24 protein-coding genes and 1 pseudogene are annotated in these 20,869 nt (G+C 42.9%); 4 read left to right on the forward strand and 21 right to left on the reverse strand.

The features are described from left to right. Window positions 1-224: 224 nt before the first annotated feature. From SCACP_RS12480 to SCACP_RS12490, 3 genes are read right to left on the reverse strand one after another with little or no spacing between them, the layout of a single operon-like run. Window positions 225-1,376, reverse strand: coding sequence for a site-specific DNA-methyltransferase (locus SCACP_RS12480; RefSeq protein ID WP_425057889.1), 1,152 nt, complete (start codon window positions 1,374-1,376; stop codon window positions 225-227). After that, window positions 1,307-2,233, reverse strand: coding sequence for a PAS domain S-box protein (locus tag SCACP_RS12485; protein ID WP_425057890.1), 927 nt, complete (start codon window positions 2,231-2,233; stop codon window positions 1,307-1,309). The genes SCACP_RS12480 and SCACP_RS12485 overlap by 70 nt, the downstream gene beginning before the upstream one ends. Before the next feature lie 54 nt (window positions 2,234-2,287). Beyond that, entirely contained in the window at window positions 2,288-2,425 is a 138-nt protein-coding gene (locus SCACP_RS12490; RefSeq protein ID WP_425057891.1) for a hypothetical protein, read from the reverse strand. Window positions 2,426-2,572: 147 nt separating this feature from the next. Here SCACP_RS12490 and SCACP_RS12495 point away from each other — a divergent pair, with 147 nt between their 5' ends. Beyond that, on the forward strand, window positions 2,573-2,905 hold the full coding sequence (locus SCACP_RS12495; protein ID WP_425057892.1) for a helix-turn-helix domain-containing protein: 333 nt from the start codon (window positions 2,573-2,575) through the stop codon (window positions 2,903-2,905). Window positions 2,906-3,122: 217 nt separating this feature from the next. On the opposite strand, the gene SCACP_RS12500 is transcribed toward SCACP_RS12495, so the two are convergent. The 10 genes and pseudogenes from SCACP_RS12500 to SCACP_RS12545 all read right to left on the reverse strand — a co-directional run bounded on the left by SCACP_RS12500 (window position 3,123) and on the right by SCACP_RS12545 (window position 9,907). Beyond that, window positions 3,123-3,254 (reverse strand): hypothetical protein, encoded by a 132-nt coding sequence (locus SCACP_RS12500; protein WP_425057893.1) that lies wholly within the window; start codon window positions 3,252-3,254, stop codon window positions 3,123-3,125. Window positions 3,255-3,620: 366 nt separating this feature from the next. Next, window positions 3,621-3,842: pseudogene (locus SCACP_RS12505) on the reverse strand (IS1380 family transposase); the annotation flags it as partial. A gap of 77 nt (window positions 3,843-3,919) precedes the next feature. Next, window positions 3,920-5,461, reverse strand: a complete 1,542-nt coding sequence (locus SCACP_RS12510) for a restriction endonuclease subunit S (RefSeq protein ID WP_425057894.1) — start codon at window positions 5,459-5,461, stop codon at window positions 3,920-3,922. An 85-nt stretch (window positions 5,462-5,546) separates the two neighbouring features. Continuing rightward, window positions 5,547-5,765, reverse strand: a complete 219-nt coding sequence (locus tag SCACP_RS12515; RefSeq protein ID WP_425061393.1) for an N-6 DNA methylase — start codon at window positions 5,763-5,765, stop codon at window positions 5,547-5,549. 3 nt (window positions 5,766-5,768) lie between these two features. Continuing rightward, window positions 5,769-6,044 carry a hypothetical protein gene (locus tag SCACP_RS12520; protein WP_425057895.1) on the reverse strand — a complete coding sequence of 92 codons (276 nt, stop codon included), beginning with the start codon at window positions 6,042-6,044 and terminating at the stop codon, window positions 5,769-5,771. Between the two features lie 133 nt (window positions 6,045-6,177). Continuing rightward, window positions 6,178-6,426 carry a CC/Se motif family (seleno)protein gene (locus tag SCACP_RS12525; protein ID WP_425057896.1) on the reverse strand — a complete coding sequence of 83 codons (249 nt, stop codon included), beginning with the start codon at window positions 6,424-6,426 and terminating at the stop codon, window positions 6,178-6,180. A gap of 434 nt (window positions 6,427-6,860) precedes the next feature. Next, entirely contained in the window at window positions 6,861-7,001 is a 141-nt protein-coding gene (locus SCACP_RS12530; protein WP_425057897.1) for a hypothetical protein, read from the reverse strand. A gap of 24 nt (window positions 7,002-7,025) precedes the next feature. Continuing rightward, the gene (locus SCACP_RS12535) at window positions 7,026-7,280 is read right to left on the reverse strand and encodes a TetR family transcriptional regulator C-terminal domain-containing protein (protein ID WP_425057898.1); all 255 of its coding nucleotides are present in this window, start codon (window positions 7,278-7,280) and stop codon (window positions 7,026-7,028) included. A gap of 159 nt (window positions 7,281-7,439) precedes the next feature. Then, complete coding sequence (locus tag SCACP_RS12540; protein WP_425057899.1) at window positions 7,440-8,198, reverse strand: hypothetical protein; 759 nt, start codon at window positions 8,196-8,198, stop codon at window positions 7,440-7,442. A gap of 41 nt (window positions 8,199-8,239) precedes the next feature. Then, window positions 8,240-9,907, reverse strand: coding sequence for an FTR1 family protein (locus SCACP_RS12545; protein WP_425057900.1), 1,668 nt, complete (start codon window positions 9,905-9,907; stop codon window positions 8,240-8,242). 166 nt (window positions 9,908-10,073) lie between these two features. Between SCACP_RS12545 and SCACP_RS12550 the strand changes: the two genes are divergently transcribed. After that, window positions 10,074-10,382, forward strand: coding sequence for a hypothetical protein (locus tag SCACP_RS12550; protein ID WP_425057901.1), 309 nt, complete (start codon window positions 10,074-10,076; stop codon window positions 10,380-10,382). A 593-nt stretch (window positions 10,383-10,975) separates the two neighbouring features. Here the strand turns inward: SCACP_RS12550 and SCACP_RS12555 are convergent. Beyond that, window positions 10,976-11,611 carry a Panacea domain-containing protein gene (locus SCACP_RS12555; RefSeq protein WP_425057902.1) on the reverse strand — a complete coding sequence of 212 codons (636 nt, stop codon included), beginning with the start codon at window positions 11,609-11,611 and terminating at the stop codon, window positions 10,976-10,978. 23 nt (window positions 11,612-11,634) lie between these two features. After that, window positions 11,635-11,844, reverse strand: coding sequence for a hypothetical protein (locus SCACP_RS12560; protein WP_425057903.1), 210 nt, complete (start codon window positions 11,842-11,844; stop codon window positions 11,635-11,637). Window positions 11,845-11,999: 155 nt separating this feature from the next. Here SCACP_RS12560 and SCACP_RS12565 point away from each other — a divergent pair, with 155 nt between their 5' ends. Then, window positions 12,000-12,272 carry a hypothetical protein gene (locus SCACP_RS12565; protein ID WP_425057904.1) on the forward strand — a complete coding sequence of 91 codons (273 nt, stop codon included), beginning with the start codon at window positions 12,000-12,002 and terminating at the stop codon, window positions 12,270-12,272. Window positions 12,273-12,308: 36 nt separating this feature from the next. Further along, complete coding sequence (locus SCACP_RS12570; protein ID WP_425057905.1) at window positions 12,309-12,746, forward strand: tyrosine-type recombinase/integrase; 438 nt, start codon at window positions 12,309-12,311, stop codon at window positions 12,744-12,746. A 10-nt stretch (window positions 12,747-12,756) separates the two neighbouring features. On the opposite strand, the gene SCACP_RS12575 is transcribed toward SCACP_RS12570, so the two are convergent. The 6 genes from SCACP_RS12575 to SCACP_RS12600 form a co-directional block, all read right to left on the reverse strand. Next, window positions 12,757-13,947, reverse strand: a complete 1,191-nt coding sequence (locus SCACP_RS12575) for an HD domain-containing phosphohydrolase (RefSeq protein WP_425057906.1) — start codon at window positions 13,945-13,947, stop codon at window positions 12,757-12,759. A 699-nt stretch (window positions 13,948-14,646) separates the two neighbouring features. Continuing rightward, a complete protein-coding gene (locus SCACP_RS12580) occupies window positions 14,647-16,065 on the reverse strand; it encodes a sensor domain-containing diguanylate cyclase (protein ID WP_425057907.1) in 1,419 nt (472 codons plus the stop codon). An 11-nt stretch (window positions 16,066-16,076) separates the two neighbouring features. Then, a complete protein-coding gene (locus SCACP_RS12585) occupies window positions 16,077-17,489 on the reverse strand; it encodes an ATPase domain-containing protein (RefSeq protein ID WP_425057908.1) in 1,413 nt (470 codons plus the stop codon). 4 nt (window positions 17,490-17,493) lie between these two features. After that, on the reverse strand, window positions 17,494-17,853 hold the full coding sequence (locus SCACP_RS12590) for a hypothetical protein (protein WP_425057909.1): 360 nt from the start codon (window positions 17,851-17,853) through the stop codon (window positions 17,494-17,496). A 55-nt stretch (window positions 17,854-17,908) separates the two neighbouring features. Then, window positions 17,909-19,561, reverse strand: a complete 1,653-nt coding sequence (locus SCACP_RS12595; RefSeq protein ID WP_425057910.1) for an EAL domain-containing protein — start codon at window positions 19,559-19,561, stop codon at window positions 17,909-17,911. A 97-nt stretch (window positions 19,562-19,658) separates the two neighbouring features. Next, on the reverse strand, window positions 19,659-20,468 hold the full coding sequence (locus SCACP_RS12600) for a GGDEF domain-containing protein (RefSeq protein ID WP_425057911.1): 810 nt from the start codon (window positions 20,466-20,468) through the stop codon (window positions 19,659-19,661). Window positions 20,469-20,869 lie beyond the last annotated feature (401 nt).

Consider the following 20,869-nt stretch of genomic DNA (forward strand, 5'->3'; position numbering starts at 1 on the left):
GCTTTGTCAATCAGCCATTCCCGGCCGGTGGGTTCTGTTATTGAATACGCAAAGCCCGGGGCGCGCCCTTGTATACCGCCGGAGTCCCGAAGTGGCCGGCAATCAGTCCGGCAATTTCTTTCCCGTCCGGCAACTTTCATTTGAAAGCTAAAGCTGTTTTTTCCCATAAAAACGACCTCCTTGAATTTTGTCAGGGTACATTAAGCCCTGTAAAACACAGGAAGTCAAGCTGATTGTTGGGTAGCTCTGTTTGCAATTTGGCTACATGCAAGCCGGACATTGTCACGCTGTAAGAATACACCATTAGCGCTGCCGATCTGTCCAATATATCGCTTCACGATAACATCGCAGTATTTCGGGTCAAGTTCCATGGTATAACAAATGCGCCCGGTCTGCTCAGCGGCAATCGGCGTGGAGCCGGAACCGCCAAAGAGGTCAAGCACGATATCCCCGGCCCGGCTGCTGTTTTGAATCGCCCGGGCTACTAAGGCTATCGGTTTCATGGTGGGATGCTCATCGCTTCGTTTCGGCCGGGCGATTTCCCAGACGTCGCTTTGTTTCCTGTCCCTTAAAGGGCAAAACCTTGCTCCTTCTAACCAGCCATACCAAATCGGCTCATATTGGGTGTGGTAGTCCTTGCGGGAAAGCACCAGCGTGTCCTTTTTCCAGATGATGGTGCTCGACCAGTGGTAACCGGCTTCACGCATCACGGTCATGAGATTTCCCCATTCCTGACCGCTCATCACGACATACGTCATGCAGCCTTCTTCGCTGACGGCTTTCATATTACAAAAAGCCGCCAGTAAAAAGTCGTGAAATTGTTCCGGCGTCATGCTGTCGTTTAATATCTGTCTTGGTTTCCAGGAAGGGTGTTTGCTGTCAGAACCATAGTCCACATTCCAGGGTGGGTCGGTGAATATCAGGCGCGCCCGCTTATTGTCCATCAAGCTTAATACGTCCTGCTTGCTGGTTGAGTCGCCGCACATCAGCCGGTGCCTGCCAAGCTGCCAGAGGTCGCCGCGTTGGGTGATCGGCTCCGTAATTTCAGCTGCCGCTTTGTCTGCATCAAAGTCATCTTCTTTGACTATACCTGCCGGTGTATCGCCAAATAGTTCCTCAAGCTCTGCCGCTTCAAAACCAGTAAGGGAAACGTCAAAGCCGCTGCCTTCGAGGTCCTTAAGCAAGTCCGTCAAAAGCGGCATGTCCCAATCACCGCTGACTTTGTTAAGGGCAATATTGAGCGCCTTTCCACGCTGCTTGTCCATATCCACAACCACGCAGTCGACTTCGGTTATGCCCAATGCTTTCAATACTTTAAGCCGCTGGTGGCCGCCGACAACAAAGCCGGTGCGCTGGTTCCAGACAAGCGGCTCCACGCAGCCGAATTCCAAAAAGCGACGTTCCCCGGCCCGTCAAGCATGACGATGGCGTCCCGTGCCGAGCCCATAATGGCGCTTAAAGTCGTCTCCTGTTCCTGCAGATCCTCCTCCAGCCGCTTGCGTTCCGTCAGGTCAGCCACCAGTGCCAGGCATAATTTTTCTCCACTGTAATTGAAAAGCTGTAAATTTATTTCCACAGGATACAGAGAACCGTCCTTCCGGCGGTGTGCTGTTTCAAACAGGATCTGCTCCTGTTCCCCGTTAAAGAGAGGGGAAAGGAGTTTTGGGAAACTCTCCCTGTCAAATTCCGGTTTGAGGCCGAGAGGAGTCATTGTGTTCAGTTCTTCGGCTGTATATCCCAGGTTTTTTCTGGCAGCTCGGTTTACGGCAACGATTTTTAAGGACTTCGGATGAAAAATATAGAGTTCATGCAGAGAGTTTTCAAAAAGCCGCTCAAACATTTTGGCATTGGCGTTTGCTTCATGAAGTTTCAGCGCCATTTCCACCGTGGATAGCAGCGCATATTTATCCGTACCTTTTAGTACGAACCCATAAGCCTTAACCTCTTTTATTTTCGCAAGAATTTCCCCGGATGTGTTGGCGGTGAGAAATACCACGGGAATATCCCAAAATTTAAGTATCCTGCGGGCAGCCTCTATGCCGTCCATTTCCCCCGCCAATTCAATATCCATCAGAATCAGCTCCGGCAAAAAGCCGCCGCTTATTTTTTGCACCGCTTCTTCTCCTGTAGCGGCGGTTTTTGTCTCATAACCGCATTTGCGGAAGAAATCCTCTACAATCTGAGCAATTAAGCGGCTGTCCTCCACCAGCAGTATCTTTTTTCTTTTTTGCATATTCTCACCATGCAATTCTTACCATCTCCAAATCATCGCTTTACTCTGCCAATCCTATAGCTTAAATTTAGCCACCAGGGAGCTGAGCTTTCCGGCCATTTGCGCCTGGGCCTGAACGGTTTGGGCCACCCTTTCCAGGATTTTGGCCGTTTCCGACATGTTGTCGTCGCTTATGCCTTGCGAGGCCCCCAAAACAGAATAATCGCCAGATCTTACTTAAAAATTAATCCATAAATTAATATTAATTCATAGCTTAATATTAAGCAATAACTCTATGTCAACATTTCCCCGGCATTGGTATAGTAAAAGCCGGGTATAGTAAAGGCCGGGTGATGTTGCATGTATATCGATTATAACGCTCTTGGGCAACGAATCAAAAAAATCCGCAAACAAAAACGCTTCACACAAGAAAGACTTGCCGAAAACCTGGAAGTTTCCACGGTGTATATCAGCCAAGTGGAAAACGGCAGGACGAAACTCAGCCTGGAAATGCTAGTCCGCATAGCAAAGCTGCTGGATACAAACCCTGGCTATTTTCTCACTGGTATTTCATACGACATGCAGGATTACCTTAAGCCAGATATTGCCCTGTTGCTTCAGGACTGTCCCCCTGAAAAACGACAGCTGATTATGGATATAGTCAAACTTATAGCCAAATACGACGCGCGATAAAAGAGGCAACCATTTAGGTTTCCTCTTTATTTCTATCTTGGCACAGTCAAAATTGTTAGCAAAAGGAGTTGCTAACCCATACCATAGAAGATATCACGGCCCCTTTTTAAGAGCAGTTCTCTTGGGAGACTGTCCTATTATCAGCATAGTATAAATTTCCTTTACCGTACATAGTTCCAAATTATCCCATTATACACAATCACGCCTCACAATATCTCTATAACCCAACCCCAGACGGCAGCAGCACAAACTCCACCTGCACCAGATTGATAACCCGTATCCGCTCAACCAGCATCCCGAACAATTCCTCGTCAAATTCCCGCACACCATCCATTTCCCACAGACCCAATGCATAAAACCTCCTGTATTTAGGCAACAAAAAAACTCCCGGCGCTTGTCCGAGAGTTCGTTATACACTTCTTCACATTTTAAAGTTTACCACAGAAAAACTTACCTGTCACCGGACACTTTCTAACCCCTTACTACCCTCTTTCTTACCACTGACTAACCTATCTCTTACCCGTATCAATCAAACTTTGGATCGAATCAATGCTATCAGCTTTTCCTCACGCCTCTTCATATTAAAGACAACATCTCGCGAGTTGAGATTCAATGGCTTTATATTATCAATGCTTTTTTCAAGTTATCAATGCTTTTTTCAAGCCGTTCAACCGTTTCTCTTTTGGTTATACTAAAATCCTTGATCAAGTTTGGCCAGCGTTTCTTCGAGAAATTCACGAAACTGACCATTGCTTGCTGTTTTCCTATCGTAGAGTTTCGAATACACCAATTCTCCTGTACCGGAAATAAAAGCCACCTTAACCTTGTACGAGCGGCGGCCATGATAACGGGGATTATACCCTACCGCTGATTCTCCCTGTTCACCAAAGACAGTCACTACACTATCGTCAAAATCCAGCCATACCTCACGTGGTTTTTCCACCCGGAACTTTTGTGCTAATAATTGGTTGAAGAACGTCCATATGAGAAAAACGGAACAGACCTAAGCAAGCACTATCCACCAGAGTTTCCAACCCTGACTTCACCACTTATCAACTTCGGTAACAACGCATCCCGCAGTTTTTCGAGGGTATGTATATGTAAAGTATTTAAAAATATTTTATCAAATATAGGTTCTACCAACTTATCAAATTCCTTAATAATCTTTTCATCAGGTACTAAAACATCAATGTCTTTAAAAACCGATTTACTGATTTCTAAAAACGTACTGCCATTTGCCGCACCTACTATTAATTCCATATTCCTTTTAATCCAGCAGTACATGAAGTGCGTGGTAAATAATTTATCGCATATAATTGCAATAAAACCTTGATTTATCGCCACTGGTACTTTATTAATTACAACATAACCAATAGGATCTCTTGAAAAGAGAAGTACTGTATTTATTGGCAAAAGACCGGAGCTTATTTGGGCTAACCCTTTTTCAGTTATTCTTCTCTCAGTATTAAATAGCATCGGCGAGTCTAATTTTGGCAAGTCTTTAGGTGTTGCCCAAGCATACTTGCCATCCCAATATTCCATTACTGTAGTGCTTGGGGTTGCACCGCCTTTTACGGTAATATATTCCCCTAACTTCCCTTCCTCCCAATCGTCGCTTACCTCCTCCACAAACCACTTCCTGAATATGGTCTCTGCTATAGCTTCCAAAGTTTTGTTCTGCCTGTGCAGCAGTTCTATTTTGTCGTCCAGGCTGCTAAGAATTTCGGCGATGGCTTTTTGTTCGGGGAGAGGGGGGAGCAAAATATCTAAATTTGCAATTTGTTCAAATGTAATTTGCGGGAAAGTACCAGATCGTGACTCAGCTAGTAATTGTAAATATTCAAGGTTTGAATTAGAAGTTAAAAAGATCTCAAGATACTTTGGTAAAATTCTGTCTGAACATCTCAAGACCATTAATTTAGTAGATACAACATAGTTATCAGCATCAATATCAACTAAAGCAAACCTTCTATTTGCTGGTCTAATTTCACTAAATAAAAAATCATTTTTCTTGATACTTTTTTTAGCTTGACCCGGTAATTGTTTTGGTAGATATCTTGGATGATTTATTATTTTCCCGTTATAGATATCTGATGTATTCAAAAATATTACTTTCTCATCACCGAACTTATAAGTTTCGGAGATCGCATTAACAATCTCCCCTAACTTAACTTCCCTCCACCCCTGCCGGTATATCGTCACTCCGTGCCGGTCGATATGCTCCCTGAGGGAAGGAACCGTAATGTCGTTATAACTTATCACATCAAAAAAATAGGGTAGGTAGCTTTCTTCCTCAATATCGAATTTCAGATCCCGTGCTGTTTTATCGGTTACTCCATCGCCAAAAATGGCAAGATCGATGTCTGACGCTTCTTTATAACTCCCCAGTGCCCTGGAGCCAAAAATCTTTGCTGTATAGATTTCGGGATATCCTTGGAGGAACTTACGTATTTCTTCAATTTCCCCCATTTTTTCAATCGCTACAATTTGTGAGAATTTCCGGTAAGCATTTTCAAAATTAACAAACCTCTGCTTCCACCTCAGTTCGTTATTCATAGTTCCACTCCAATCTTCCTCAAATTTTCCGCAATTACCCTGTCCAACCTTTGGGACTCTTCCATTTGCTGCTTCAGTTCTCCGGTCAACTGCTTGATCCTTTCTTCAAGTCGAAATCGTCTTCCTCTTCGGGCAATCCCACATAGCGCCCCGGGGTGAGAACATAATCCAGCGCCGCCACTTCTTCAATGGTTGCCGACTTGCAGAAACCGGGAATATCCCTGTAGTCACCGTCTATGTTGCGCCAGTTATGATAGGTGCCCGCAAAAATGTTCGCGGCAGAATATGAACTTCTGCCGCGAATAAGTTAAACCTTGAATCTGTTTACAGTATCCATTAAGTCTTCGGCAATTGAAGCCAAACTTTGGGCGGTAGCAGATATTTCTTCGCTGGAAACCGTCAATTCCCGGGAAGAGGACGCAACTTGTTCTGTGGCTGCGCAGTTTTCCTCCGTAACGACGCTGACCTGCTCTATACCCGACATGACCTGTTCCCTGGATTTGACCATTGCATCCATGGTGCTGTGGGTTTTCTGCAGTAGCAGGGCAATAATGTCGCCAAAGACTTTAACCGTCTGTTCCAATATAACAATCGCAATTACTGGTATTAAACAGTGGCACGAATAATCATAAATTCTTCAGCCTTTTCGGATAAGCTTCTATGCTGAATCAGGAATGCAAATTTAAGCTAATTGCCACCCTTCAATAATTAATGTTTCAAATTCCAAACAATTTCCTAACACTCACAGTAAGCGGTATTTCCGGAAGTTCCTTCGGAGTATATACAGTAATACCGTCAATTAATGTAACATTGCACAAATCCCGGTTCTTCGGCGCGCCGAAATGAATGGAAGGACTCTCCCGTATCGCGAAGCAACACTCTTTAATCGTGGGTGACATTTCTAAATAGATCGGCCGTTTCTTTTCTTGCGCAAGTGCACGCGCTTTTTCAGTAAATGTCAACATGGGCTCTCCCTCTATTCTCAAATTAACTTCCAGCCTTCAATATGCAAAGTTTTAACTCCAAATAGACTGTGCACCTCAATGACCAATGGATTTGGCGAATGAAAATCTAGCGGCGTATAAACATCGATTTCACTTATTCGCTGCAGAGTGTAATTGTCTTTATCTTTGGGTTCGCCCAATCGCACGGACGGGCCTAGATTAATGCGACCTCAGCATAATGCCGATCGATTAAACTGAAGGATCTGCACGGCTCCGCCCTTTTTTATAATATGATCTCTTGCTTTATCGCTAACGGTTATCACAGTATGCCTCCTCTCCAACAAATTTTATATGTTGTGGCAATGGGGTCGGGACGTTATAGAAGGCTTCTTAGTCTAATCCCAATGGTTCTGGCTTCTTCCAGCAAATCCGGTCGCTGTGAAAAGTTTACGTATTTATCGGGGCTGCATTTTGCCCATTTGACTTAATTTAATAAACCGGGTTTGCACTCCTGTTGCTGCCAGTATTGCCTGAATGGTTTGATCGATATTGCTGTTGTGTACGGGTGATCCGCTGATACCCAAGATTGTGGCCATAATTAGCCCTCCTCAATGTTTAATTCATTGGATGTTAACTAATTTTCTGATAACATCAGCAACATTAACTAGCGCCTGAATATCCTGTTGGTTTTTCATCAATAAAATCCCGCCCTCAATCATCGAAACGATAACCTGCGCCAGAGTCTGATTATCTATCTTGATCGGCAAATCTTCATGTTCTGTTATTTCATCCAAAATAACTTTTAGATGATCGATCCACAGTTGAAATGCATGATTCAACTTCTCGCGAAATGCGCGATTGTGCTCGCAGCCCAAAACCGTGAACTACGCTCTTTGACTGCTTTTTTGCAGCCCTTACTTTGCTATGCGCTTTTTCAAGGCTTTGTTCATTCGTATCTCTGACCATTTTCATAAAAAACCAGAGAAGGAATCCGACTTATCTGAATACCTTCTCTGGTTGAACTATCTATTTCGTTATTTTATACTTTGCAGCAACTTTGTTACTGCCTCTGTTAAATTGTCATTTAGCTGAGCTAAATTTTGTGTATCAATCGGAGTTTTTTGTGACCCAGCTACTTCAGGGTTCAGACTTTTTTCAATTTCCGCATAAAGGGCTGCGTTACGCGGCTTCACACCATCTTCGAATGTACTCCAGACTTCTTCTAACTTCGGACCGATTTCTTTAATCTTCGCCTCGTCTCCCGCATCGATGGCTGCCTTCATGTCGTTGGTGAGGCCAATCAACTTGGTCGCACCGGCTTTAACTTGATCAACCTGAGTTAGGTTTTGCGACAACTCATTTAAAACTTGTATCAATTGGTCGTCGAGCTTCAAGATAGCATCGTTATCGATGGATGAAGCCTGTGTTCCTGAGACGGTGGGATTTAAAAACTTTTCAACTTGCGCGTAAATCCCAGGATATTGAGGTTTGATCTCGTCCTCGATCTTCGACCAGTTTTCTTCTAATTCCGGTCCGTATTCCTTTACTTTGGCCTCATCGCCCGTCATAACGGCTTCGCGCAGTTGTTCAGCGGTTTTTAACAATTTGGCTACTCCGTCCCTTACTGCAGCGTCAGAAGGAACTGTGTCTGCGGCAGATTGTACTGTTTGCGCGGCGGCTGCCGCCGCTTTATGGAACGGCACAATTTTGGATTCGGAACCGATAAGCGCAACCGTAGTAAGAAGCGTAACCGCTACAAGCGAAGCAATAGTTTTCGAAACCATAGTTTTCATTGAAATTGACCTCCTGTTTTTTCTTATTTAATATGTACCAGTTAATGTTTTGGTTTTTTTTTGTAAATCTGACTCCCAATCAGGAAAGCAACGGCAGACAAAGCGATTGCCAATTGAGGTACCGCACTCTGCCAAGAGGGGTAAAACCCGAGAAAATCAATTGTCGGTAGGTTGGCCGAGTTCGAAACCGGTATGATACCTGCAAGCTGTAAGCTATGAACTCCAAGTCCCATAAATTTCACACACAGGTAAAAAACGATTACACTCGAAACCAGGAAGAAGGGGCGAATCGGTAATTTTACACCTACGAATAGCATCAGGTAAGCAATGACAGTGAGGATGCCGCAACCGACTAGAATCCCCAACAGCAGTTGCTGTGTGCTGATTTGATTTATCATTCCAATGATGAAAAGAACCGTCTCAGTACCTTCGCGGAATACTGCCAGGAACGAAAGTACTCCCAAGTATATTACCCGCCCTGTACTTAAAGCCGTTTCGGTTTTCGATTGGATATAGCGATTCCATTGCTCAATGTTGGAGTTGCTATGTAGCCAGTAACTCATATAAAGCAACATTGCCGAGGCAAAAATCCCGGTCCAACCTGAGATCAGGAAATTATTTTTCCCAAACGCACCGGAGGAAAAAACAAACTTGATAATGATCGCTAAGATCGCACTAAGGACTATTCCGGCAAGAACACCGGCCCAGACCCAAGTCTTACCTTTGCCGTCTTTAGATTTATTGACGAAAGCGAGAAGTGCCCCAACGACCAGTAAGGCTTCCAAACCTTCCCTCAACGGTATCATAGCTGCATCCCAAAACGTGTAGGATGATTTTTCAGCCAGTGGGGTAAGATAGGCGATCATGGTATCCAGCAGCTTTGCGGCACCATTATAATTTTGATCGGCAATCATCGCATTGACGACAACCATGTCTCGTTCAGAATCGTTATAAATGGAAGCGGATTGTGCTACGACAACTCCTTCAACACTCAACCACATTTCCCGTACTTTAGTTATCGCTTCGAGTGATTTTGCCTGATCTTGCTTTTGAACATGTTCTTTGGTTTGTTGCAAAAGCGTGATGAATTCGGAAAGGGTAACGTCTTTTTCCCCCACCTCAGTACCTTTTACATCAGCATCTTTCACATCAGCACCTTTCATGTCTGTACCCTTCACGTCAGCATCTTTCACATCAGCACCTTTCATGTCTGTACCCTTCACGTCAGTATCTTTCACATCAGCACCTTTCATGTCTGTATCCTTCACGTCGGTATCTTTCACATCAGCACCTTTCATGTCTGTACCCTTCACATCAGTGCCTTTCGCATCAGTGCCTTTCACATACTGACCGTGAATATACTTGTCGGCGACTTGCTGTAAGTTTTGTAGTGCCGTTTGTACATCTTGCTGTTTATTAGACATAAATGCATATTCGACCTGACCCATTTGGGTTTCAATATCTCGATAAGCGATCTTTGAATCAGCTTTTATCGTGTCTTCGATGCCAAACCATTGATCGTGAAATTGATCATATGCTTTTTTTGCGGACACAAGATCTGTTTTTGCTTTTTCAAGTGCTTGATCGATATAGGGCTTGGCTTTGGTCATGTTCTCGACGCCAATGCTAGCAGCATTCGCAACGCTCGCACCAAAAAGCACAACGAAAACAAATAGAAACATTAATAAACTCAAAAAACGGTTACGCATAGATGCTCCTCTCTTCGATTGTATGTAATTATTGATCAACAAAACCGACAATGATAATCATTACCAATAAGTTGAACAACTTTATTCTAACTGATACTCATTATCACGTCAATATCATTTTGTTGTTGTTGCAAAAAAAGTATATTTATTGATTGGAATTTAAAGTATGACCGGTGAGGCCCTACAGAAGCTTGTATACCCGGCTTATACAGGTAATAAATATATAAAGCCCGATCCGGATTATGAATGCATTGACAAGGAATTGAAGAAGCACTCGAACCTTAATTTGCGGTTTATGTGGGAGGAATACAAAGAAAAGAACCCTGACGGGCCGGAGTATAGCCAGTTCTGCGAGCGCTACAATCGCCGGCGGGGAAACTCCGGCAAAAACGTCACCATGCATCAGGAACGAGAGGCCGCCTGCCGCTTCGAACTTCATGGGCCCTCTAAGCGCAGTCCAAATGACTCTGAATGAGGGCTTGATGACGGTAATGCTGTAAATTCGGATTGATTTTTGCTAAACTAAAACTACCTACGAGGTGACCGAATGAGACCGGATTTGCCGGCCGAATCGGCCGGATTAAGCAAAGCGGTTGTACTCTTTATATCCTCTTTCCGGTGCCGATCGCACTATAAGCCGTCAGTTAATTGCGGACACCCGGGATGGGAGCACGGCCGTTTTGGTTTTCTGGGCATACCGCTTCCTCCGCTCCTCTTCATCCTTTACGCAATCAGGAAACATACAATATATCCGCTTACGACGTTATCCACGGTCCCCATACGCAGCGTTTGCATTTATGCATAAAACCTCCTGTATTTAGGCAACAAAAAAACTCCCGGCGCTTGTCCGAGAGTTCGTTATACACTTCTTCACATTTTAAAGTTTACCACAGAAAAACTTACCTGTCACTCGACACTTTCTTACCAGTGACAACTAACCTTTTTCTTACCACTTACTAACCCCCTTTGTAGCCTGTTTCAAAAGTGTAGCGAAGCAGAAAAACTCTGCTCCGCTACCAACAAATTCACATACCCAATCTAACGTTGATCCAAATAGCTCTTAGCAATTCAATGATAAGTTTTCTTAAATAAATCGGTGCTATAATCTCTAATATCAGAAATATTCAGCATGCCGTATTTGGATTTAATTCCATTAAAATACTCATCAATTAACTTTTTATCGATAATGCGATTAGAACCCTCATGGTCACCAAGACCTTTTCTCGTAACTCTCCATGGTGTTTCAATGTGAGTGATTTTTGCCAATACTTTTCCGCTATAGCATCCAAAATTCATTATTACACTATCGAGAAATTCTTTTTCATCGTTGGTAAGATTAATATCTCCAAAATCAATGGGGTTTTCTTCTATCTGGTTACAGCCATAATTTTTGTATTTATTGTAAATATTCCTATATACCGGTCCATGCAACCAAGCTTCGCATTCGTCATTAAATAAAAATTCTCCGGTAAATGCTTTATAAAAGCCCTGAGCCCGCTTACAACGACTATATGCTAAATCAGTAACTTTATCCTTATTCTGTTCCAATACTTCTGTCATGTAATTGTAATCAACAAGTATCCTTTTAAGCGTATCTGAGTACTGTTTAGTGGGAATATCACCATTCAAGTATTGAGTTACGGTTCCCTCACCCCAACCTAAAAGCAACGATAAAGGCCTTCTACCTATATCATATTTTTCCAATATGGTTTCGATTTCTGATACAGTTATGAGGGCTTCTGTTCTCTGTAAGCCTGATCAAGCATTTTAAGATTATAATCACGAATTTCGGCTACAAACATCTCGCATTCACATTCTTCACAATATGCTTCTTTGGCAATATAGCTAATTTCTTTACCTTTGATGTTTTTTGACTTTTTTATTTCCCTAATCGAGTAGTTAACCATATCATGGCATTTTTCACAAAACCCCATCATCTGGATTACCCCCTTCTTCTTTACCAGTATTCTTCACTTGACAGCACCATCAACCATTTTTATTTAAAATGTATTTCGAGGCGAAGAAGAACAACAAGAAATACGGGCGTAAAAGGAAGAAGCAATAGCCGCATTGCGCTTGTTGGGGTCAGCTTATGAATAACATTATCAGGCATGCCGATAGTCTAGTTCGCCGGTATAAAACGCGAAATCCCTTTGAAATTGCCGATCATCTGAACAACATCATCAAGTACGGCGATTTTATGTTGCGAGGGTTTATAACATCTTTACTGGGGTTTAGAAAAAGAACTATTAACCAGTATCTTTACAAGCTGGAATGCTTTTTCCGCTACTTGCACCGCGAGGGATATAGTAGCATTAACCTCCGCAAGTCCATTCCCAAAATCAATGATACTAAAGAACGTTGATGACATTAACATTGACCTTATTAAGTCATTTTTAGCATGGATAGAGGAAGACAGAGGCTGCAGTATTTCAACTCGAAACAACGTTTAGCCGCAATACATTCGTTTGCCAGATACGTACAGGCCGAAACCCCTGAAAATATGTTTCATTGCAAGGAGATTCTTGATATTCCGTTCAAAAAAAAAAAAAGCGAGCCAATTTCCCTTGCTATCAAAAACAGCAACGCTTTTGCAAAACTATATAGACACACAAAAGCTATGCACTTGCTTCAAGCGGGAGTTAACATTGTTTATATCAAAGACATTCTCGGGCATGTTGATATCAGTACAACGGAAATTTACGCTCGTGCTGATACTGAAATGAAAAGGGTCGCACTTGAAAAAGTCAACAATATTGAGTCGCCATCAGTAGCATCATGGACAAACGATACGGATTTACTTTCCTGGTTGAAAGACTACGGGAAGGCCAAACCTTAGCAAATTCTGTTTAGGCCAATTTCCCTTGCTCAATAAGCTTTATCATTGCTTCTACAACTACCGGGTCGAACTGCTTGCCGGAACAACGGTTCAATTCCTCTATCACCCACTTTTTGGAAAATGCCTTACGGTAAGGCCTGTCCGACTTCATAGCATCATAAGAATCCACCACCCTTATGATCCGGGGCAGAAGGGGTATCTTTTCACCAGCAATGCCTTCCGGATAACCGCCGCCATCATAGTCTTCATGGTGGTAAAGAACCGCTTCAACTACCTCTTTTGGGAGATTTGCCGGTTCCATGATCCTTGCTCCCGTCCTTGGATGAGTATGTATTTCTTTTTCTTCCTCCGGTGTAAGCTTATCAGTCTTGAGCAGTATTTGTTCCCTCACCCCTACCTTTCCTATATCATGCAGGAGTCCTCCTATATAAATCATTTCCTGTTCTTTATCAGAAAGCCCTATTTCTTTAGCTACTTCCTTAGCCCACAATGCAACCCGCAACGAATGGCCCTGTGTATACTTATCTTTTGCTTCTAACGCCGCAGTCAGCGCATTCACAACATTCATGTAATATTCCCGCAACGATTCGTAAAGCTGTGCGTTCTCTATTGCCAGGCCTACCTGACTGGTTATGATAGACAGGTAACCAACCTCATTTCCTTTTCTGTCCAGAGCAAAAGGCGTGCATACTATCAGCGCTCCATGTATCCTCCCCCCTGCCTGAACAGGGAACACAGCAGCCGAACGCATGCCATTGCTGCAATCCGGCAAACATAAAGAACCTTCATAATTCGCCAAATCCTCTATTACCATCGGCTGCCCTGTTTTCGTCACCTCACCCAAGATCGTGCCTTCTGCTTGCACTCGCTCAGCTCTTATCTGTGATTTATTGCTGGATTCCGGGCTTTTTTTCAGCGCAATTTCTCCTGTTTTTTTATCAAACAGCCCCAGCGCACAACACTTCGCACCTGCAACTTCCACCAGGCTTTTCAACGTAGTCTCAATGATCACGTCTATTTCTAAACTGGAAGATATCCTCTGCCCCATCTCAATAAGTTTCCTGAGCATCTCTGCATTTTCCTCTTGACCGCGGTCAATAGCTAAGTCAAGACTTGCACGAAGGACTTTCAAAAAACGGACTTCTTCTTCACCGAAATCTATGCTTTTAGTTTTGCCGTCCAATACAAAGTTCTCGCTCATAATATTTATAACCATTCCTTTCGCAAGCTCAAGGCACAAAACGGGATGAAACTGTTACCTTTGAGCTTAATTTATTTTACAACTATATTGTTGAGATTACAGGCAACTACAAATCACGTGAAGGTGAGTGTGCTGCTCCTTTCGGAGTTGACCGCATATTTATTATGTGTAGATTGTGCTTTCAAGCACAAATAAGTGTGCCATCCGAGCACGTAGACTTATCTTTGTATAAACAATATTTGTTTATAGCCGGACAATCAGTTAATGCCTGATTCTCTCAATAATTTTTTTGCGAAGGGAGACTTTAGTGTCAAAAATTGTTTATCCGATTTGCTGTGGAATTGATGTCCACAAAACATTTATTGTCGCGTGTATTGCTTCTACCAATGACAAAGGTGTTACCACGTACAAATCCAAACGCTTTTCAACTTTTACAAAAGGTTTAAGAGAACTTTCAGAATGGCTTTTTAGTACAATGCGCAAATGCGATTGTCAAAAGTGATAAGCACCCTCAAATCAAAGGCCGCTATTTATCCATTAAAAAACGGCGTGGCCATAAACGTGCTATTATAGCGATTGCACGAATGTTGCCGACTGCCATTTATCACATCCTTAAGAAAGGTGAACCTTTTTACTTTGTACCTCCCGCGGGTGAGGTTTCAGACTGTACAACCTCCACAATTACGCCGCTTCATATTTTTATGACGTTTCCAAGCAGTAGCAGTTCTTTCCTTGTCTTTTCGCTTGATATAAGGACTGATCTGCCCTTTCAAGCAAGGAATCAACAGAATCACTTTTTTTCGCTAAGGCTATACCTATGCTTGCGGTAATTTTGCGATGCGGAAGATGATACCTCTCTATAGATTTTCGTATTCTTTCTGCAACTGCAACAGCGCCTTCTTCTTTTGTCCCGGGAAGAATAATTACAAACTCCTCGCCTCCGTAGCGCCCCGCAATATCCACAGTCCTGATGGAATTTTTTATTATCTCTGCCATCTTCTGCAGCACCACATCGCCGGCCACATGGCCAAAGGTGTCATTGTAAGACTTAAAATTATCAATATCCAAAAAAACAACTGCCAAAGGTATATCATACCTGATTGTCCTCTCAAGTTCATTAACCAGCATGTTGCGCATTGCTCGTTTATTAAAAAAACCGGTCAAAAAGTCGGTTTCAGCTTCTTTTTCCAATCGGCTTACAAGCTTGGCATTAGCCAAAGCTATCGCAGCAAAGTTCGCATATATCTGCAGGTTTCTGTTGTCGTTGTCATCCATTGCCTCAGGATAAAACACTATGCCTAACAGGCCAACACCGCCCAAAGAAGTCCATAGGGGATAAACCATGATTTTATTCCCGGAATTAACCTTCAAATCAGCTAGCCCCGGTAATGTCATTAACTCATCAGCACTCAGGAAAGTCGGCTCTACTTTTGAAAAAACCTTTTCAATCAACGGCTGCAGCATCGGCCATTCCTTACCTATCAAAAGGTTGCCGTGATCGCCTTTAGCCTGCGCCACCCTGATTTTATCACCTTCTCGAAGGCCAACAAAACCCAGCTCGGCCCTGTATATTATGATCAGGGAGTTCGTTATGAGGTCCATAACCTTTTCCAGTTCTACAGTTGATATCAACAGGCGGCTGATTTCATAAATGCTGTTCAGTTCAAGCCTTCGTAATCCTAAAAGGTTTTTTTCAAGGATAGCTTTAAGCACCTCATTGATAGTCTGGTAAATGCTGTCCGCTTTTGTAACAAAAACATTTTCTTCTTCGCTGTCTACCCGAGTTCTTATCCTGCCAGAAGTAACGAGAAGGAAACCTATCTTTTGCGCGTATGTGCCCAGGCGGTAGGCATAAAGCCTAATCCCGTAGGGGCACGTAAATGTGCCTTTATCTTCCAAGGATCCCAAGGTATCCTTATAGAAACGGAGGCACTTTTCGTTGCAGATCTTTCCTCCGTTATTCATCTTCCGGCACAATTCCACATCTCTGCTGAATTGGGAAAACGCGCCGCCATTTATATCAAGTATATAAATGTTTGCATCCATCACCTTGGCAAGAGTATCCTGAAAATCCTGCCAGTATTTTAACGAAACACTTAGTAAAAGGTTTGCTGGCATTTAGCTGCACCTCATCTTAGCATATTTGCTCTATCTAATTTACCGAGAATATTTATTCCATTCGGGGTAATCTCATACTCCCTAAAATCCTTGTTGTGGTTGGTGCCGCGGGCTTTAAGGATTCCAAGAACTTTTTTAACGTTTGAATCATCTTCCACATACCGCAGGATAATTATATTATCTGTCATTAAGGATATTTGAGCTTTAGTTACTACTACCGGTGAAAAGAGATCTTCGTTCAGTACGGTAAATATTGTGGTAACATGCCGCCTTTTGAGCTGCTGGCCTAATGCCCACAGATAATCTTTATACTTTTGTAAATCAATAACGCTGCTTTCAAAAGAAGATATGCTGTCAATAACAAGCCTATCTACCCTATTTTCTCCGACCATGTCCATTATTTCAAAAGCATGCTTGTCTACGTCCAGTTCTATTGGCGAGATAAACCTGATATCGAGTCTGCCATCAGCCAGATATTTATCCAGCTCCCATCCCAGACTACGGACGTTATCTATAAGTTGAACAACGGGTTCCTCAAAAGAAAGGACTAATCCCTTTTCTCCTTTTTCAGCTCCATCAAGTAAGAATTTAAGAGCAAGAGCGGTTTTGCCCGTACCCGTACCGCCGGAAATGAGCGTAATAGTTCCTTCTTTTAACCCACCGCTCAGCATTTCATCCAGTTCTGTGATTCCGAATCCTTTTCTCCCCGACCTGACCTCATACTGAAGCCCTTTACCCTCTGGTTTTATCCTCGGATACACTTCTATCCCCGCAGAGCTGATTTGAAACAGGTGCTCCCCTTGTTCAAAATGGGTCCCCCTCATCTTCAGAATACGCAAATACCTTTTTTGAAACCTCTTTTCTCCCTGGCCGTAAAGGTGAAAAATCCCATCAGCAATGGCAAATTCGCTTAATTGAGTCAGTTCTTTTTCTTCATACTCGCCGATGAGAAACACGGTAACCTCCCATACCGATAAAGCGGCTGCCAGATCAAAAACAAAAGCCTTAAAAGTTTTCTCGTCCGGAAAGATATCTCTTATGGCCTTGAAACTGTCAATTACAAGTATATTGGGTTGATGTTTTTTGATCATTTCGGTAAGGTATGCAAGAACCTTCTCAGTGCCCTGTTTGCGCAGAACAGCTCCCAGATCACCGTAAATAAACTTGTCCCCCAGAAAATCGTCCGAAAAAAACTCAAACTCCTGCAAATGCCTTACCATTTTGAATTGTGATTCAGATATGGTTGTCAGGTATAAACTTTTGAGGCCGTCCCTTGCACTGTTAAAAATAATGTTTTGAACAAGTATCGTTTTTCCGCTGCCCGGAGAGCCGGAAATGATATTAAGAGAATATACAGGTATGCCGCCGGAAAGAATATTATCAAAATTTTTTATGCCTGTCTTCAGTTTGTCCATTTTCTTCATCCTCCTATAAGTTAAAAGAAATACCTCCGAATTCTTCGTTCAGTTTCTTCACTATTTTGTCCGTTTTTTCACGTCCAACCAGCCTAGCTAAAATTTCGACATACTTGGTAATGAACTTCGTAAACATTTCATCAACCGGCAGGTTTGGATTTTTCTTCACACTGGCTGCTATTTCGGCGCACGATATCCCGCCCTCATCGCATTGCAGCAGTTCTATTTCCCTATACTCCGCAGAAAGATCCCACACAGCTCTTTCCACCAAAAGTTTAACAGAAAATGTTCCAAGGTACTTCTCTGACGCAGTCCATATTTCCTTTAGCAAAGTTTCAAAGCGCTCGATCCTCTTGTCAACATAATCATTCAAATTTATCCCTCCAAACTTAATTTATTTATTATAGCCCAGCAGGGCTTGTGCTGGGCTAATCTCCGTTGCCAGGGAAGCGCGATGGTTTTCCTAAATAGTAGCCCTGGCCGTAACGAATACCTGTGCGGTGCAAAATTTCGGCTATTTCGCGGTTTTCTACATATTCGGCTACTACTTCTATCGAAAGCCTCTGCAAAAGTTTTGCCATATTCTCTACTATCATTCTTGAACGTCCGCTTCTTGTTATGTCACGCACTAGAGAACCCTCAATCTTGGCAAAGTAGCAGTCAAAGTAACGAAGATAAAGGAATGAAGAAAAACCGCTCCCAAAATCGTCTACTGCCAGCCGTACCCCGATTTCTGTTAACTTCTTGGCAAAAGTATGTACGGCATTAATATCCCTCACGGTTTCTCGTTCTGTAATTTCGGCCACAATTTCTTCCGGATTAATTTCATAGCGGTTGAACTGGTCGGCTAAGAACCCCACAGTGTCCTGGCTTTCCACTTCACGCATGGAGAAGTTAATAAAGAAAAGTTTATCTTTTGCCCAAGAGCTGTTTTTTTCTTTTATTGCCTGTTCAATCACCCTTTTGCCAATTTCCTGCATAAGGCCGGATTTTTCTGCTGCATCAACAAAAAGCCCGGCAGAAAGAAAATTTTCTCCCCTCTTCACGCGGGCAAGCACCTCGTAACCCATAGGCTCGCCAGTCTCAAGGTCTACAATCGGTTGATAGAAAGGAACTACACAATCTTTTGAACTTAGAGCTTCCCGCAAAATAATAATTCTCTCGTGAACCAAGGTAGGATTTATATTGTCGTCAACCGCATTTATAAGCTGCACCCGGTTCCTTCCCTTCCTCTTGGAAGTTAAACAAGCAACCTCTGCAGCCAATATAAGGTCATCCAACGCTTGTCCGTTATGAGGGTACGAAGCAACGCCAATGTTGCTTGCAACAAAAATGCCGTCATAACCTAAAGGATTAATTTCCTTCTCAGCAATTTTTTTGCATAGAACCTGCGCCTTTGCCAGCGCTTCGGCAGGCCCTGTATCCATTAGTATAACCCCGAACTCGTCATCACCTATGCGAGCCACTGCAAAAGGATCATTCAATTCCTCCTGCAAATAATCGGCCATATTTTTAAGCACAACATCTCCCACAACGTATCCATAAACATCATTGATAAGCCTTAAATTGTCTACGTCTACATAGTATAAGGAAAATTCAGTTTTTGTGTTCTGAGCAAATTCGATTGCCTGCTGCAGCTTTTTCTCAAACTCACGGCGGCTCATAAGGCCTGTCAAGACATCTATTGTTGAAAGCAATCTCATGGTGTTTAATATCTTTCCTTCATATCCCAAAAGCTGCAGGCCGAAATCTATAAACAACAATTTAACACCGTACTTTATGCTTTGCAAATCTTTTTTCGAAATTTGGAAAACTGAAGCTATTTCGTCCCAGCTGCGATCAAATAGAGAACCGTATAATTTTATCAGCTGTTCAAGAGGTATTTCTGCATTGCCCAGTTTTATCCCGAATTCTATACGCCGTGCCAGGAGTTCCTCATCATGTTTTCCGGCAAACAAAGCCAGTAAGTCGCTTGTCGCTTCCCTCAATTCTGCCTCGTTTGTTTTTTGCCCTGTTTGTTCCAATAAAGTTCGAATTCGGCTAATGTATTCCTGCGTCAGCCCGCCGGTAATTTCTTGCAAATTTTCAAAATCTAACTGTTCATTCCGGGAAGTTAGTTCTTTAAAAAACTCTGACATCCCATTTGAAAAGCTCAAGATAATTCACTCCTTGTCATTTCTAAACCCTCTTTTTGCCGTCGAGCTGGCTGTAAAAAACGAGTCTGTTCTTGTCTTTTGCTTTAGCCTCGTACATCGCAGCATCTGCAAATTCTATAAGCTCATCCGCACTTAAAGGGCGGTCGTCCGGATACACCGCCGCCCCTATACTGGCAGTAATTTTAATATTGTTTTCCGCAAACACGCCTTCTTCTATCCGCTTTCTTATCCTCTCAAGAGGCATTTTTGCTCCTGCACCATCTGCTTTGGGCAGCAGAACCACAAACTCTTCCCCCCCAAACCTCATAACTACATCTCCATCCCTCAGACTCTTCCTGATAACATCACTTATTTCCCGCAGGAGATCATCTCCTGCCATATGGCCGTAGCAATCATTGACATTCTTGAAGTTATCGAGATCAATCATTGCCAAAGTAAATGGTGTTTTTGTTTCCTGAGCATTTACCCACATTCTTGTTAACGTTTTTTCAATGGCAAGCCTGTTATATAGTCCTGTGAGGGGATCTCTTTCTACATTTTCCTTTAAAGACAGAAGCAGGGCATCTGTCGCAATAAGTATCTGGGCAAGAAATTCCGTGGCCCTTTCTATATATATCCATTGTACCTTATCATTGTCATTTCTTATATTGAGCACATCCTTCAAAGCCTGATTGTGAATATCCAGAAGGTTGGCCGCCTGGGCAGATGATTCGTCCAAGAGTTTTATAAGATTTTGGTAAGCCTCAAACAGCACATCATCCCGACCGCCCTTTAAAATGAATTCGGAAAGATAGTTTTTATACTCTGCAACGAAAATTTTTATGTCCTTCAAAGCCGTTTCCCTCCCCTTGCTATTAACTTGAAATTGGAAAGTACCCCGAAAAAAATGCTCCCTATATGCTAAAAAGGACAATTTATCCAGTATTACCCATCTCGAATGGCGTGTAAGCTATATTTTGGGATAGTATTCTGACTGAAAATAGTCTGGTGACTCTTGTTGCCCTCCTGAAGGGTAACCCTAAAAAACCCATGAAACCGCGCGTTTCACAGATAGGCTTGTTTCACGGTATTGCAGTTGTATTACGCCGCGAAATCATCCAAAGGCAGCGGTAGGGAGGTCATCGCGATCAGAAACTCATTGAGTTTTCGCTTCATAATATCAACCCTACCGCTGATTCTTCCTGTTCACCCAAGACAGTCACCACACTATCGTCAAAATCCAGCCACACACAC

Source organism: Sporomusaceae bacterium ACPt, from assembly GCA_041428575.1.
GTDB lineage: Bacteria > Bacillota > Negativicutes > Sporomusales > Sporomusaceae > Sporomusa_D > Sporomusa_D carbonis.

Bases quoted from the DNA above. Each gene is read 5' to 3' on its own strand.
- SCACP_RS12485 (WP_425057890.1), bottom strand. From the start codon at position 2,233: ATGCAAAAAAGAAAAAAGATACTGCTGGTGGAGGACAGCCGCTTAATT.
- SCACP_RS12495 (WP_425057892.1), top strand. From the start codon at position 2,573: ATGTATATCGATTATAACGCTCTTGGGCAACGAATCAAAAAAATCCGC.
- SCACP_RS12510 (WP_425057894.1), bottom strand. From the start codon at position 5,461: ATGAATAACGAACTGAGGTGGAAGCAGAGGTTTGTTAATTTTGAAAAT.
- SCACP_RS12525 (WP_425057896.1), bottom strand. From the start codon at position 6,426: ATGTTGACATTTACTGAAAAAGCGCGTGCACTTGCGCAAGAAAAGAAA.
- SCACP_RS12530 (WP_425057897.1), bottom strand. From the start codon at position 7,001: ATGGCCACAATCTTGGGTATCAGCGGATCACCCGTACACAACAGCAAT.
- SCACP_RS12540 (WP_425057899.1), bottom strand. From the start codon at position 8,198: ATGAAAACTATGGTTTCGAAAACTATTGCTTCGCTTGTAGCGGTTACG.
- SCACP_RS12545 (WP_425057900.1), bottom strand. From the start codon at position 9,907: ATGCGTAACCGTTTTTTGAGTTTATTAATGTTTCTATTTGTTTTCGTT.
- SCACP_RS12550 (WP_425057901.1), top strand. From the start codon at position 10,074: ATGACCGGTGAGGCCCTACAGAAGCTTGTATACCCGGCTTATACAGGT.
- SCACP_RS12560 (WP_425057903.1), bottom strand. From the start codon at position 11,844: ATGATGGGGTTTTGTGAAAAATGCCATGATATGGTTAACTACTCGATT.
- SCACP_RS12565 (WP_425057904.1), top strand. From the start codon at position 12,000: ATGAATAACATTATCAGGCATGCCGATAGTCTAGTTCGCCGGTATAAA.
- SCACP_RS12570 (WP_425057905.1), top strand. From the start codon at position 12,309: ATGGATAGAGGAAGACAGAGGCTGCAGTATTTCAACTCGAAACAACGT.
- SCACP_RS12575 (WP_425057906.1), bottom strand. From the start codon at position 13,947: ATGAGCGAGAACTTTGTATTGGACGGCAAAACTAAAAGCATAGATTTC.
- SCACP_RS12580 (WP_425057907.1), bottom strand. From the start codon at position 16,065: ATGCCAGCAAACCTTTTACTAAGTGTTTCGTTAAAATACTGGCAGGAT.
- SCACP_RS12585 (WP_425057908.1), bottom strand. From the start codon at position 17,489: ATGAAGAAAATGGACAAACTGAAGACAGGCATAAAAAATTTTGATAAT.